The 14133-nt window shown below is 66.8% G+C and carries 13 protein-coding genes; 8 read left to right on the top strand and 5 right to left on the bottom strand.

Annotation, left to right across the window (positions count from 1 at the left end; translation table 11 throughout):
* Nucleotides 1-12: 12 nt before the first annotated feature.
* From ugpA to RT513_RS01020, 3 genes are read left to right on the top strand one after another with little or no spacing between them, the layout of a single operon-like run.
* A complete protein-coding gene (gene ugpA / locus RT513_RS01030; RefSeq protein ID WP_088213889.1) occupies nt 13-894 on the top strand; it encodes a sn-glycerol-3-phosphate ABC transporter permease UgpA in 882 nt (293 codons plus the stop codon).
* A complete protein-coding gene (gene ugpE / locus RT513_RS01025) occupies nt 887-1747 on the top strand; it encodes a sn-glycerol-3-phosphate ABC transporter permease UgpE (RefSeq protein WP_088213888.1) in 861 nt (286 codons plus the stop codon). The genes ugpA and ugpE overlap by 8 nt, the downstream gene beginning before the upstream one ends.
* On the top strand, nt 1747-2820 hold the full coding sequence (locus RT513_RS01020; RefSeq protein WP_290689567.1) for a sn-glycerol-3-phosphate import ATP-binding protein UgpC: 1074 nt from the start codon (nt 1747-1749) through the stop codon (nt 2818-2820). Before ugpE ends, RT513_RS01020 begins: the two co-directional genes overlap by 1 nt.
* Nucleotides 2821-2826: 6 nt before the next feature.
* Here the strand turns inward: RT513_RS01020 and RT513_RS01015 are convergent, their stop codons facing one another.
* Nucleotides 2827-3936 carry a lysine-2,3-aminomutase-like protein gene (locus tag RT513_RS01015; RefSeq protein WP_290689566.1) on the bottom strand — a complete coding sequence of 370 codons (1110 nt, stop codon included), beginning with the start codon at nt 3934-3936 and terminating at the stop codon, nt 2827-2829.
* A 202-nt stretch (nt 3937-4138) separates the two neighbouring features.
* Between RT513_RS01015 and RT513_RS01010 the strand changes: the two genes are divergently transcribed.
* On the top strand, nt 4139-5734 hold the full coding sequence (locus RT513_RS01010) for an acetolactate synthase large subunit (protein ID WP_409518390.1): 1596 nt from the start codon (nt 4139-4141) through the stop codon (nt 5732-5734).
* A gap of 120 nt (nt 5735-5854) precedes the next feature.
* Here the strand turns inward: RT513_RS01010 and RT513_RS01005 are convergent, their stop codons facing one another.
* The 3 genes from RT513_RS01005 to RT513_RS00995 are packed head-to-tail and all read right to left on the bottom strand — an operon-like array spanning nt 5855 to nt 8503.
* Nucleotides 5855-6811 (bottom strand): tyrosine recombinase, encoded by a 957-nt coding sequence (locus RT513_RS01005; protein WP_088213941.1) that lies wholly within the window; start codon nt 6809-6811, stop codon nt 5855-5857.
* 26 nt (nt 6812-6837) lie between these two features.
* Entirely contained in the window at nt 6838-8376 is a 1539-nt protein-coding gene (locus tag RT513_RS01000) for a hypothetical protein (RefSeq protein ID WP_290689562.1), read from the bottom strand.
* On the bottom strand, nt 8366-8503 hold the full coding sequence (locus RT513_RS00995; RefSeq protein WP_179209093.1) for a hypothetical protein: 138 nt from the start codon (nt 8501-8503) through the stop codon (nt 8366-8368). Before RT513_RS00995 ends, RT513_RS01000 begins: the two co-directional genes overlap by 11 nt.
* Before the next feature lie 168 nt (nt 8504-8671).
* On the opposite strand from RT513_RS00995, the gene RT513_RS00990 reads away from it, so the two are divergent.
* The gene (locus tag RT513_RS00990) at nt 8672-9220 is read left to right on the top strand and encodes a shikimate kinase (protein ID WP_290689560.1); all 549 of its coding nucleotides are present in this window, start codon (nt 8672-8674) and stop codon (nt 9218-9220) included.
* Nucleotides 9217-10326, top strand: coding sequence for a 3-dehydroquinate synthase (aroB, locus tag RT513_RS00985; protein WP_290689559.1), 1110 nt, complete (start codon nt 9217-9219; stop codon nt 10324-10326). The genes RT513_RS00990 and aroB overlap by 4 nt, the downstream gene beginning before the upstream one ends.
* 109 nt (nt 10327-10435) lie before the next feature.
* On the opposite strand, the gene RT513_RS00980 is transcribed toward aroB, so the two are convergent.
* Entirely contained in the window at nt 10436-11005 is a 570-nt protein-coding gene (locus tag RT513_RS00980; protein WP_290689557.1) for a YcbK family protein, read from the bottom strand.
* 302 nt (nt 11006-11307) lie between these two features.
* On the opposite strand from RT513_RS00980, the gene RT513_RS00975 reads away from it, so the two are divergent.
* The gene (locus RT513_RS00975; protein ID WP_290689556.1) at nt 11308-13002 is read left to right on the top strand and encodes a murein L,D-transpeptidase; all 1695 of its coding nucleotides are present in this window, start codon (nt 11308-11310) and stop codon (nt 13000-13002) included.
* Between the two features lie 38 nt (nt 13003-13040).
* Nucleotides 13041-14132 carry a UDP-3-O-(3-hydroxymyristoyl)glucosamine N-acyltransferase gene (gene lpxD, locus RT513_RS00970; RefSeq protein WP_088213881.1) on the top strand — a complete coding sequence of 364 codons (1092 nt, stop codon included), beginning with the start codon at nt 13041-13043 and terminating at the stop codon, nt 14130-14132.
* The last annotated feature ends 1 nt before the right edge of the window (nt 14133 follow it).

The raw sequence follows: 14133 nt of genomic DNA, 5'->3' as shown, positions 1-14133 counted from the left end.
CCGGAGTCCTGAATGAACAGGGTCGTCTTTCCCCACCGGCTGCTGCCCCTCTTGCTGGTCCTTCCGCAACTCGTCATAACCGCGATCTTCTTCTACTGGCCGGCCGGACAGGCGCTCTGGCAGTCCATGCTGCGCGAGGATCCCTTCGGGCTGAAAACCACCTTCGTGGGCTTTGCGAACTTCCGCAGGGTGCTGTCCGATCCCGCCTACCTGAACAGCCTGAAGGTGACCGCGGTGTTTTCCGTGGCAACGGCATTCCTGTCGATGGGCATCGCGCTGCTCCTTGCCGTGCAGGCGGAGAAGGTCGTGCGGGGCCGGGGCTTCTATCGCACCATGATGATCTGGCCCTATGCGGTCGCCCCGGCAATTGCCGGGATGCTGTGGCTTTTCATGTTCAACCCCTCCTTCGGCACGCTCGCCTGGCCGCTCCGGCAGATGGGCCTGCACTGGGATCCGCTGCTGAACGGCGGACAGGCGATGACGCTTGTCGTCGCGGCGGCGAGCTGGAAGCAGGTCAGCTACAATTTCCTGTTCTTCGTGGCAGGGCTCCAGGCGATTCCCCGCTCGCTGCTGGAGGCCGCAGCCATCGACGGCGCGCGTCCCATACGGCGGTTCTGGACGATCGTCTTTCCGCTTCTGGCGCCCACGACCTTCTTTCTGCTGGTGGTCAACACCGTCTATGCGCTGTTCGATACCTTCGGCATCATCCATGCCGTAACGGGCGGCGGGCCAGGCAAGGCGACGGAGACGCTGGTTTACAAGGTTTACAACGACGGCTTCGTCAACCTTCAGCTCGGCTCTTCGGCTGCGCAATCGGTGATCCTCATGGTGATCGTCATCGCGCTGACCGCCTTCCAGTTCCGCTACATCGAACGGAGGGTTCACTATGGTTGAGGAACCGGTAGGCTCCACCCCCCGATCCCGCGCCTGGGCGCATCTGTGGATGATCCTGGCCGTCGCGGTCGTGGCGTTCCCGATCTATTACGTCTGGGTCGCCTCCACGCATTCTCTAATGACGATCCTTCGCCCGCCGCTGCCTCTTGTTCCGGGGCCGGAAGCGGTGGAGAACTACCGTGACGCGCTGTCGGGCGGGGTTTCGCGCATCGGTGGGGTCAGCGTGGGGTGGCTGCTGTTCAACACCACCGTGGTGGCTCTGGGTATCGCGATTGGCAAGATCGTGATCTCGCTCGCCTCCGCCTATGCCATCGTGTTCTTCCGCTTCCCGCTGCGCATGGTGTGCTTCTGGGTGATTTTCATTACCTTGATGCTTCCGGTGGAGGTGCGGATCCTGCCTACCTACAAGGTGATGGTGGACCTCAACCTGATTGACACCTATGCCGGGCTGATCCTGCCGCTCATCGCTTCCGCCACGGCGACGCTGCTGTTCCGGCAATTCTTCATGACCATCCCGAACGAATTGCTGGAGGCCGCTCGGGTGGATGGCGCCGGGCCGTGGCGCTTCTTCAAGGATATCCTGCTGCCGCTTTCCTATACCAATATCGCCGCGTTGTTCGTCATCCTGTTCATCTACGGCTGGACCCAGTATCTCTGGCCGCTGCTGGTGACGAATTCCAACGATATGAACACCATCGTCATCGCGCTGAGGAAGATGATCTCCTTCGCCGATGCGGATACCCCCTGGCACCTTGTGATGGTGACCGCGGTCCTGGCCATGCTGCCGCCGATCCTCGTGGTCGTGCTGATGCAGCGGTGGTTCGTGAAGGGCCTCGTCGAGACGGAGAAATAATGGCCCGCATCACCCTATCCGACCTGCGCAAATCCTACGGGCCGCAGGAGGTCATCCATGGTGTCTCAATCGACATCGGGGATGGCGAGTTCATCGTGATCGTCGGCCCTTCCGGCTGCGGCAAGTCCACGCTGCTGCGCATGGTCGCTGGTCTGGAGAGGATCACGGGCGGCACCGTTTCCATCGACGGCCGTGTCGTCAACGATCTGGAACCGCGGGAGCGGGACATCGCCATGGTGTTCCAGAACTACGCGCTCTATCCGCATATGAGCGTGCGGGACAACATGGCCTATGGGCTGAAGATCGCTGGGCTGTCGAAGGCGGAGATCGCGGAGCGTGTGAGCCGTGCCGCGAAGATGCTGGAACTGGAGCCGTATCTTGACCGCAAGCCGCGCCAGTTGTCGGGCGGTCAACGGCAGCGTGTCGCGATGGGGCGGGCGCTGGTGCGCGATCCGGCGGCCTTCCTGCTGGATGAGCCGCTTTCCAACCTCGATGCAAAGCTGCGCGTTCAGATGCGCCTGCAGATCAAGGAGTTGCAGCGCACCGTCAACACGACCACGCTGTACGTCACCCACGATCAGGTGGAGGCGATGACGCTGGCCGACCGGCTGATCGTGATGAATGCCGGTGTGGCGGAGCAGATCGACACCCCCATGGCGATCTATGACAGGCCCGCCACGGCTTTCGTCGCGGGTTTCATCGGCTCGCCCGCGATGAACCTCCTGCCCGGGACGGCTGCCGCGGGCGGCGTGCAGCTTCCCGGCGGTGGCCTTCTGCCGCTGGCCGACACCGTGCCTGCCGGTCCGCTGACCTTCGGTCTCCGGCCGGAACATGTGCGGCTGGTGGGGGAGGATGCGCCCGGTCTCGATGTCACCGCCTTTGCCGTGGAGACGCTGGGGGCGGATGCCTATGTCCACGCGCGCCTGCCGGGTGCGGGGCCGGAGGTGCCGGGCTTCGTCGTGCGGCTTCCCGGGCATACGCGCGTGGCGGAAGGGGACAGGCTCCGTATTGCCGCCGCGCCGGGCGAGGCGCATTTCTTCGACAGCGAGACCGGCCGCCGCCGCGAACCCTGACCCCTTTCAGAGGCCGCCACCCGACAGGTGAGGCTTCGGGCCTTCTACTGCGGCCGGCTCCGCCAGCCGGGGCGGATCGCGATAGTCGTGCCGCCCGCCCTTCGGGTCCGTCACGACATGGCGTCCCGGTTCCGCGCCTTCCGCGACATAGCCCGGTCCGATCGGCACCTTGCCGTAGCCGCCGGGAATGTCGAGCACGTAGGTCGGCAGACAGTGACCGGAGAGCCGCCCGCGCAGCTCCGCCATCAGCTTCTGCCCCTCGCCTATGGTCGTGCGGAAGTGCCCCGTGCCGCGTGCAAGGTCGCAATGGTGGAGGTAGTAGGGCTGCACCCGGTTGCGGACCAGCCCGCGGAACAGGGCCTCCAGCGTGTCGGCATCGTCGTTCACGCCGCGGAGCAGGACGCTCTGCGACCGCAGGACGATCCCCGCGCCCGCAAGGCGGGAGAGCGCACCCGCCGCCTCCGCGGTCATCTCGGCCGGGTGGTTGGTATGCAGGACGACCATGACCTGAGGCCGGATCTTCAACGCGCCGAGCAGGGCGTCGTCGATCCGTTCCGGTGCCACCACGGGAACGCGGGTGTGGAAGCGGATGATCTCCACATGCGGGATAGCGGCGATGCGGGAGAGGATCTGCCCGATGCGCCGGGCGGACAGGACCATCGGGTCGCCCCCCGTCAGGATCACTTCCCAGATCGCCGGATGCTGGGCCACATAGGCCAGCGCCGCCTCCACCTCCGCCTCGGTCAAGGTGCCGGCGCCGCCCACCGCCTCCCGTCGGAAGCAGAAACGGCAATAGACCTCGCAGGTCTGGGTGATGTGGAGGATGACCCGGTCGGGGTAGCGGTGCGTGAGCCCCTTTACCGGGCTGTGGGCCGCATCGCCTATGGGGTCGGCCAGTTCCTCCGGCCGGATGGTCAGCTCTGCCGTCGTGGGCACATACTGCAGCGCCACCCCTGGCGCCGCCGTCTCGCCCAGCGATTGTTGCACGGCGGGGGTAAGACGGATGCGGAACGCCTCCGCCACCGGAGCCAGGGGCGCCTCCAAAGCTTCGGGGATCAGCCCTTCGCGGCTAAGATCGGCCAGGGTGGTGAGCGCGCGGGCAGGGCGGGAGGACATCGGTGCGGACCTGTCTGGAAAGGGCAGAGCTTATCCTCCCGTCGGCTACCAAAGGCAAGTATCCGGCCCCGCCCGGATAAAGCTGTGACAGCGCACGCTCCGCTATGGGATCTTTCACCCTCCCCAGTCTAGGATGCCGCCGACTCGCTGTCAGGTTTGGCGGCGACAAGGGGAGAAGGAGCAGGGAATGGACAGGCCAGAGATGAAGGATGCCGCGCAGCGCCTTTCGGCAGAGGGTAAACCAGGCAGCACGGGGGCGGACAGTCTCTGCGACACGCTTCTGGCGGCCGGGGTCGATACCTGCTTTGCCAACCCCGGCACATCGGAAATGCATTTCGTGGCCGCGCTTGACCGCAAACCGGCGATGCGCTGCGTGCTCGGCCTGTTCGAAGGCGTGGTGACGGGCGCCGCGGACGGATATGCCCGTATGGCCGGCAAACCGGCCGCGACATTGCTTCATACCGGGCCGGGGCTCGCGAACGGGCTGGCCAACCTGCACAACGCGCGTCGGGCGCGCACGCCGATGATCAACGTCGTGGGGGATCACGCGGGCTATCACCTCGCCCTTGATGCGCCGCTCACCAGCGATATCGACAGCCTCGCGCGGCCCATGTCGAACTGGGTGCGCCGGGTCAGCCACGGCACCGTTTCCCGCGATACAGCCGATGCGATCGTTGCCGCGCGGGGAGAGCCGGGCGGTATCGCCACGCTGATCCTGCCGGCGGACGTGGCCTGGGGGCCGTCTGACGCGGCCCTTGTGACACCTGCCGCGCCGCGCCGCCCGCGCGTTCCCTCCGCCGCGGTAGAAGCCGCTGGCCGTGCCCTTCGCAGCGGCAAGAAGGTGCTTTTGCTCCTTGGTGACAGCGCGCTGCTGGCCGATCCGCTGGAGGCCGCCGGACGTATCGCCGAGGCGACGGGTGCGCGGCTGATGGCCGAACAGTCGAACCGCCGCATCGCGCGCGGGGCGGGGCGGGTGGATATCCCATGCAGGCCCTATCCGGTCGATCTCGCTCTGAAGGCAGTAGAAGGGGTGGAGGTGATGATCCTCGTCGGCGCACGTGCGCCGGTCGCCTTCTTCGCCTATCCTGGCAAGCCGGGGAGCCTCGTGCCGCCGGGCTGCGAGGTGCTCACCCTCGCCGAACCCGGTCAGGACATGCTGGAGGCGCTGGAGGGCGTTGCGAGCGCCCTCTCGCTCCCGGCGTCCGCGCGGGCGAAGCTCTCTCCGTTCTCTCCGCCTGCTCTGCCGGAGGATGACGGTGCGCTGACCCCGCGCGCGATTGCACAGGCGGTCGGCGCGCTGCTGCCCGAAGGCGCCGTCATCATCAACGAGGCGATCACCTCCGGGGCGGAGATCGCTCCGCTGACGGCCTCCGCCGCGCCGCATGACCTGCTTGCGCTGACCGGCGGTGCCATCGGCGAGGGTCTTCCGATGGCGACCGGGGCCGCCATCGGTGCGCCGGGGCGGAAGGTGATCGCCATGCAGGCGGATGGCAGCGGCATGTACACCGTTCAGGCCTTGTGGACGCAGGCGCGGGAGCGGCTGAACATCGTCAACATCATCTATGCCAATCGCGAATATGCCATTCTGCGGGGGGAACTTGCGAATGTCGGCGCCGGCGCGCCGGGCGTGAATGCCACGCGGATGCTCGATCTGGGCAATCCCGATATCGACTGGGTGACGCTGGCGGCGGGCTTGGGTTTGGAGGGCGCACGGGTGGAGACGCCGAAAGCCTTCAGTGCCGCGCTCCGCGCCGCCCTGTCGCGCGAAGGTCCGTTCCTGATCGAGGCGGTGATCTGATCGGGATGGTGATCTGATCGATACCGGCAGACCGGCCCGATGATCCCGGCAACGCGGTCCGGTTTGCAGCCTGATCGCGCGCCGTTCGTGGGCCGCCTTCTCTTGGCGCGCATTGTCCTGTCAGTCGTCGTCCGCTTCGGCCGGGGGGGGATCCCCGGCTGTCCGGGCGAGCGGATGGCGGGTCAGGACCAGTTCCTTCAGCCGCTCCTCCACCACATGCGTATAGATCTCCGTGGTGGCGAGGTCGGCATGGCCGAGCAGGGTCTGGATCACCCGCAGGTCAGCCCCGCGCTCCAGCAGATGGGTGGCGAAGGCGTGGCGAAGCGTGTGAGGCGTGACCTGAGCGGGATCGACGCCCGCCGCCACGGCGAACCGCTTGATGAGCGTGTGGAAATGGATCCGTGTCAGGTGTCCTTCGCGCCCGAAGGAGGGGAACAGGTAGCGGGAGGGCGCACGGCCCGCCAGCCTCTCGCTTTCCTCCCCTGCGTCGCGGTGGGCGAGCCAGGTGATCAGCGCCTCCCGTGCGGGGGTGGAGAGCGGCACCATCCGCTCCCGCCCGCCCTTGCCGCGGACCAGCAGCATCCGCGGATCGCCACGGGCACCGGAAACGGGCAGACTCACCAGCTCCGAGACGCGCATCCCCGTCGCATAGAGCACTTCCATGAGGCAGGCGTTGCGGAGCCGCTCCCCCTCCGTCTTGCCGAAACCGCGTGCGGCGTCGAGCAGCCGCTCCACCTCAGCCACGCTGAGGGTGCCGGGCAGACGCTGATCCCGGCCGGGGCCTGTGATGCGGATGGCAGGGTGATCCTCGCGCAGACCGTCATCGACGGCGAAACGGTAAAGCTGACGGATCGCGGCCAGCCGCCGCGCGCGGGTGGCGCGGGACAAGCCCTGCGCCTCGCAGAAGACGAGATAGTCCTCCACATCGGTGCGGCCCGCGGTCAGAAAGTCCAGCTCTCGCCGCGCGAGCCAGCCCGCAAAATCCTTCAGATCCCGTCCGTAGGCGAGACGCGTGTTCCGGGCCGCGTCGCGCTCTGCCGCCTCGGCCTCCAGAAAGGCGGAGATCCAGCGCTCCATCAAGGTGAGTCGGCCGGGCTTGCCGTTCATCCCCGGCGATCCAGCAGAATGAGCTGCAGCCCGATCCGCCGCGCGTCGTCCTCCAACCCCACGGCGCGGAGCGTGGCCAACCCTTCCGTTACCGCCCGAAGATCGCCGCTCGCCCCCGCGCGGACCCGCAGGAGGGCATTCAGCACCGCCTCGCCGCGCCTTTGCCAATCGAGCATCCCCTTCAGGTCGGCGGGAACCGCGTCGGCGCGCAGCCCGTCGCGGACCGCGCCCGCCATACGGTCCGGCGGGACGACACCACGCAGGCTGCCCGCGGCCACGCCTTTCAGGAAAGCCTCCATTGCGCCGTCCGGCGCGCGGACCCGGGCGTTCTTGGCATAGGCATCGGTGAGCAGGCCCATGCGGTAAGCCGTCGCCGCAGCCTCGCCCTCCAGTGTCAGGGCAACCACGCGGTCGCCGAACATGGCGGACAGCGGCACCTCCAGCTCGCTCTGCGCAAGCAGATCCCACCCCTGCGGAAGAATGAGCGAGAGCGGGCCGGTATCGCCTGCCTCGGCTTCCGTGAGGGCGGTGTCGAGCTGCTGCACGATCCGCACCCGGTCCCAGACCCCGCCGGAGGCCGCGGCGCGCTGCTCCGTGTAAAGGCCATGGAGGGCGTTCGGGTCGAGCGCACCCGTCCGGGCGAGACGCTCGCCGGCCTCGATACGCGCCTTCCATCCGGTGTTGTTGCGCAGATCGGCGGTGGCGAAGGCCAGCGGCAGCGAGCCGGAGGGGATGGCCTCGCCCACCGCCTCGAACAGCCGCCATTGCAGCGGCGTCGGGCGGGAGGGCGGCGCGAGCGGGGCGCTTTCCTCCGCCATTTCCGGCTCGAGGAAACGGGTCAGCAGCTCTCCGTCATAGGCGTCGATCTCCCCCAGCGCGAGGCCCGCCTGCAACGTGGTCATCGCTGCGGCCCAGTCCTCCCCGCGACCGAGGCAGAAGACACGCGCGGCCAGCCCCGGCGCGAGCGAAGGGTGGCTCAGCATCTCCGGGCAGGTACGGTCCTCCTGTCCTGCCAGCAACGAAAGGTAGAACCAGCGGCGGAAGCTCTGCGGCGTATCGGCGCCTTCGCGGTCGAGCAAGGCCAGCGCCTGCTCCGTCGCGCCAAGGTCCATCAGCTTGTCGATCCGGGCAAGGAACAGCGCCGCGTTGCCATCGGAATCGACCGGCGGGTTCAGCTCGGCCAGAAGGATGCGGAACAACGTCTCATTCGCGGCCGGCAGCGCATCGACCGGCTGGGCCGCGATCAACCGCGCGAGTTCGGCGGAGGGTGTGATCCCCCAGAAATCCCGCGGCAGTTCCGCCCGATCCGCATCGACCAGACCGGCGGCGTCGGCATTGGTGCCCGGCAGCGGCGCGACGCCGATCTCCACCGGAGCCGCGGGCCGGGGCTGATCGGTCACGGGCGGAGCCGGCGGACGCGAGACGCTCTGGGAGAGCCAGTCGATCGCCGAGAGCGGCTGCTCTGCCCGGGCGGGAAGCGCTGCCGTCAGGGCAAGCATGGCGATGAGCGGCAGGCGCCGTATCTCAATCGACATTCAGCGTCACCGGCTGTGTGACCTGTGCCTGCAACGGGGTCAGCGATCCCGGCAGGTAGGACCAGCCGACGAGGCCGAGAAAGCCGAGGATGAGGATGACCGCGACGGTCTTCAGAAGGATGGTCATGGGATTCTGTTCCTGCTCTCGTCCGGCGCCGATCCGGGGGCGGATCCGGCTATGCGCCCGGTCTTATGCCGGGTTGGTGCGGATTATAACTGGCTTTCCGCGCGAGTTCACGCCATTCAGGCGCAAAGATTTCGTGAGGCGGAATACGGGAACGCGGAAGGCGGGGGAGTGACCTGGCGGCTCAACAAGACGGTGGTGCTCGTCGGCATGATGGGCGCGGGGAAGACGGCGGTCGGCCAGTCTCTGGCGCGTGCGCTCGGGGTCCGGTTCCGCGATTCGGACGAGGAGATCGTGAAAGCGGCCGACCGGACCATCGCGGAGATATTCGAGCGTGACGGGGAGCCGTTCTTTCGCAGGAAGGAATCGCAGGTGATCGGCCGTCTCATAGATGAACGCCCGGCGGGTGTGCTTTCCACAGGGGGCGGGGCCTTTCTGTCGGAGGAGAATCGCCGGGTGATTGCGGAGCGCGCCGTGTCGGTCTGGCTGAAGGCGGACGCCGATCTGCTCTGGTCGCGCGTGCGGCATCGGACGCATCGTCCGCTGCTGCGGACCGCTGATCCGCGGGCCACCTTGGGTGAGATGCATCGCGCGCGCGAGCCGCATTACGCACAGGCGGAGCTGATGGTGGAAAGCGTGCAGGGCCGCTCCATCGAGGACATGACCGGACGGTTGATCGAAGCGCTTGCGACCCGTCCCGACGTTTTGCAGAGGAAATGATGGAAACCGTTCACGTCGATCTCGGTGATCGCGCCTATGAGGTGCGAATCGGAGGCGGTCTCATCGCTCGCGCGGGGGAGGAGATCTGGGATCTCCTCCGTCGCCCCCGCGTGGCGGTCATCACGGACGAAAACGTGGCGGCGCTGCATCTGGAGGCGCTGGGGCAGGGCTTGGCCAAAGCCGGGATCGAGATGACCTCGCTCATACTCCCTCCCGGCGAATCGACCAAGGGCTGGCCGCAGTTCACCCGCGCCGTGGAGTGGCTGCTTGAGGCGAAGGTGGAGCGGCGGGACATCGTCATCGCGCTTGGCGGTGGGGTCATCGGCGATCTGGCGGGCTTCGCCGCCGCCGTGCTGCGCCGGGGCGTGCGTTTCGTGCAGATCCCGACGTCGCTGCTGGCGCAGGTGGACAGCTCGGTGGGCGGCAAGACCGGGATCAACACGGTGCAGGGCAAGAACCTTGTCGGCGCCTTCCACCAGCCGAGCCTCGTCCTTGCCGATACCGGTGCGCTGGCGACGCTGCCTCCGCGGGACTTTCTGGCCGGCTATGGCGAGGTGGTGAAATACGGCCTTCTCGGCGATCCGATCTTCTTTGACTGGCTGGAGGTGGAGGGCACCCGTCTCGCCGCCGGTGATCGCGCCCTCCGGCAAAAGGCGGTCGTCCGGTCGGTGGAGATGAAAGCCCGCATCGTGGAGCGTGACGAGACGGAGGAGGGTGACCGTGCGCTGCTGAACCTCGGGCATACCTTCGCCCACGCGCTCGAGGCCGCGACCGGTTATTCCGACCGGCTGCTGCATGGAGAGGCGGTGGCCATCGGCTGTGCGCTGGCCTTCGACCTGTCTGCGCGGCTCGGCCTTTGCGCGCAGGAGCTGCCGGGGCGGGTGCGCGCCCATCTTCAGGCGATGGGGATGAAGGCTTCGATGTCCGACATTCCGGGTGAGTTGCCGAGGGCCGAACGGCTGGTCACTCTCATGGGGCAGGACAAGAAGGTGGTGGATGGTCGGCTGCGGTTCATCCTCGCTCACGATATCGGGCGGGCTTTCGTTGCCGACGATATAGATCCCGCGGTGGTCACGCGCCTCATCGCCGACGAACTGCCGCGCTGAACAGGGCGGGGCAGAGCGCAACAACGGGTGAGCCGAACAGGCGTCGAAAAAGACGATGCCGGCGCACCCGTGGGGCCGCCGGCGCATCGTTCTGTCGACAGGATCGGTGTCAGGCGCCCCAGGTGCGTACCGTTCCGCAATCCATATGGACGAAGTTGGAGCGGGAGTAGGTGCCGACGCCGCCAGCCGCACAGGCTTTCGCCGCGCGCGCCATCTGGGAGACGGAACGGGACTTGAGCCGCAGGTCCGCCGCCATTCCCTTGAGATGAAGGGAGTTCTTTGCCACGCCGCTGCTCTGCCGCCGCAACATGTTGTTGGTCTGCGGCGACCGGTAGCCGGAGAGCAGCATGTAGGGCTCTGACACGTCCATCAGCCGATGCGACGCGGCCATGATGTCCACGTTGCGCGGGTCGATGGTGATCTTCTGGTTGTTACGCCAGTCGCGCATGAAATGCGTGATTTCCGCCAGCGCTTCGGCAACATACTGACCCTCGACCCAGTAGATCGTGTCGATGCTTTCCCCGGTGCGGCCGGAATACATGCTGATTCGCCGCACGTCGCCCGCGCCCCGCAAAAAGCCGAAGGCGTTGGCGTAAGTAGGCGCCGCGACCAGCGTGGTCGCCGCGAAGACGCGCATAAGGCCGCGCCGCGAAATGCCTTTCGGCTCGATGTCGCTCATTGCCTGTCCCGTCGCTCGTTGTTGAATACCGCGGTCTTGCGCCGCTGCCGCCGGTCGTTGCCAGCCAGCGTTTTATGGCATCATCCGTGCTATCGACCAAGCTGTAGTTCCGCGAGCATGGGCGAGTTTTTCAACCATCGGCGGAATGCCGCCGGAATCCTCCCGTCGGTCGGCCAGAGGGCGCGCGGGGTCTGGCCTATGGCTTTTCCGTGACAGGTGCGGGGTTGGACGGGGCAGGCGGTGGACAGCGGCCGCGATTTCCCCGCATGTGGTTTCAAGAGCCGTATAACGAGGGGCCAGCCATGAACCGCGCAACCTGCTTCGCCCTGGTTCGCAGGGGGGCGTCGGGCCGCTCCGCGATGGTCGCGCTTTGGTTGTGCGCCGCGCTCTCGCCCGCATTCGCCCAGGAGGCAATGGTCACGCCCGTAGTCCTGCCCGGAGCGCCGGTGGCGATGTCGCCGCTCGAGCCTCCGGCTGAACTGCTGCCCGTGCCCTCGACCGTCTTTGCCCGCACCCTGTCCGATGCATTGGCGGGGGATGAGACGCTTGTCGGTTTCTACGCGCGGCGGGACTGGGCCCCGGTCTGGACGGGGGGAGAGGATGCACCGCGGCGGGCCGCCCTCTTCGACGCGCTGGCGGAGGCCGGGGCGCAGGGCCTGCCGGAGCGGCGCTATGATGCCGAAGGGCTGGTGCGGCAGTTCCACGAAGTGTTGGGCGAGCGTGACCGGGGTCTGCTTGAGGCCGCGATGACCCGCGCCTTCCTGTCCTATGCACGGGATGTGAACAGCGGGGTGCTGACGCCCGCGCGGATCGACCCCGGCATCGTCCGGCAGGTGCGCCGCCCCGAGGTGCTGGACCTGATGGAGGGGATCGCCGCAGAGGCACCCGCGCGGTTCCTTGCTTCGCTCCCGCCGCACAGTGCCGAATATGCCGCGCTGCTCCGGGAAAAAGCTCGTCTGGAGGCGATGCTTTTCCACCCATCCGGTCCCGTCATCACCGCGGATGTGCTGAAGCCCGGGCAGGCTGGGCCGGATGTCGTTGCGCTGGCGCACCGGTTGACGGTCCTGGGTTATCCGGCGGGCGACGGGCAGAGCTATGACGCGAGCCTTCGGGCGGCGGTGAAGCGCTTTCAGCAGGACCGCGGCCTCAACGCCGATGGTGTTGCCGGACGGGTCACGTTGCAGGAACTCAACCGGAATTCCACCGGCAAGCTTTCAGCCGTTCTCGCCGCGTTGGAGCGTGAAAGATGGTCGAACTTCGACCGGGGGCGGCGGCATATCTGGGTCAATATCGCCGACTTTCAGGTGAAGATCGTTGAGAATGGCCGCGTGACCTTCTCCACCCGTTCCGTGGTCGGCAAGGCCGAGCCGGATCATGAAACGCCGGAATTCTCCGACATGATGCAATTCATGGTGGTCAATCCGCGCTGGAACGTGCCGCGCTCCATCTCCATCAGGGAATATCTGCCGAAGTTGCAGAAGAACCCCAACGCTGTTGCGCATCTGGACGTGGTGGACAGGGCGGGCAATGTGATCCCGCGGGACGCCGTGGACTTCACCCAGTTCACACCCCAGAACTTCCCCTACCGCATCCGGCAAGCGCCGGGAGATGACAATGCGCTGGGATTGGTGAAGTTCATGTTCCCCAACAGGTATAACATCTATCTGCATGATACGCCTTCGAAATCCTTGTTCGGCAAGGATGTCAGGGCCTTTTCCCACGGTTGCATCCGGCTGGCCGATCCTTTCGACTTCGCCTATGCGCTTCTCTCCGTGCAGGAGAGCGACCCGGAGGGCCGGTTTCAGCGTGTGCTGGCCACCGGCAAGGAGACGACCATCCGCCTGAAGGAGCCCGTACCCATCCATCTCGACTATCGGACCGCCTTTTCGGATGAACAGGGCCACATCGTCTATCGCGCCGATGTTTACGGGCGGGATGGAAAGATCGCCGCGGCTCTGGAAAAGGCCGGGGTGGCACTGCCGGGCGTTCAGGGTTAGATCCCCACCGGGCGACCGGCGCCCGGGGAGACTTGCGCATGGACCACACCGTCACGGAAATCGCGGCTGCGCTGGACGCGCGGGTTGAGGGCGACGGGGAAATCCGTATCTCCGGCGTCGCCGAGCCGCAGGAGGCGCGGGCAGATCAGCTGGCCGTCGCGATGGACCCGAAATACGCCGACGGGCTGGTAAAGGGTCACGCGCGGGCCGCGATCCTCTGGGCGGATGCGGATTGGGAATCGCTGGGGCTCGACGCGGCGATTTTCGTCACGCGCCCGCGCTATGCTATGTCGCGGCTCACTGGCTATCTCGACCCCGGCCCGGGGATCGAGCCGGGCATCCACCCGCTTGCCTATGTTCACCCCGAGGCGGAGATCGGGGCTGACGCGGCCATCGGCCCGTTTGCATATATCGGGCGCGGGGTGCGTATCGGCGCGCGGGCGCGGATTGCCCCGCAGGTCTTTGTGGGTGAAGGCAGCACCATCGGGGATGATGCCCTGCTGCAGGCGGGTGTCCGGATCGCGCATCGGGTCACCATCGGCGACCGTTTCATCGGCAATCCGGGTTGCGTGATCGGCGGCGACGGTTTTTCCTTCGTCACGCCCGAGAAATCGGGAGTGGAGGAAGTACGCGAGACGCCCGGCCATCGCGGAGAGATCCATGCCCAGAAATGGACGCGCATCAGCTCCGTCGGCGGGGTGGAAATCGGCGATGACGTGGAGGTCGGCTGCAACGCCTGCGTGGATCGCGGCACCATCCGCGCCACGCGTGTCGGCAATGGCACGAAGATCGACAACCTCGTTCAGGTCGGCCACAATTGCCAGATCGGTGAGGATTGCCTGCTCTGCGGCATGGTGGGCGTGGCGGGATCGGTGAAGATCGGCAACCGTGTCGTGCTTGGCGGGGGCGTGGGCGTCAACGACAACATCTTCATCGGAGACGACGTGATCGCGGGCGGTGCCGCGCGGATCTTCACTAATGCGCCTGCGGGGCGCGTGCTGATGGGTACTCCGGCCGTCAAGATGGAGACGCAGCTCGAGATCAACAAGGCCGTCCGCCGGCTCCCCAGAATGGCTCAACAGTTTGCAGACCTTCAAAAACGGGTTTCAAAGCTGGACGGCAGCGAGTAGA

The sequence above is a fragment of the Haematobacter sp. genome, from assembly GCF_032102465.1.
In the GTDB taxonomy this organism is placed as follows: domain Bacteria; phylum Pseudomonadota; class Alphaproteobacteria; order Rhodobacterales; family Rhodobacteraceae; genus Haematobacter.
This window is presented reverse-complemented; position numbering and strand designations above follow the sequence as displayed.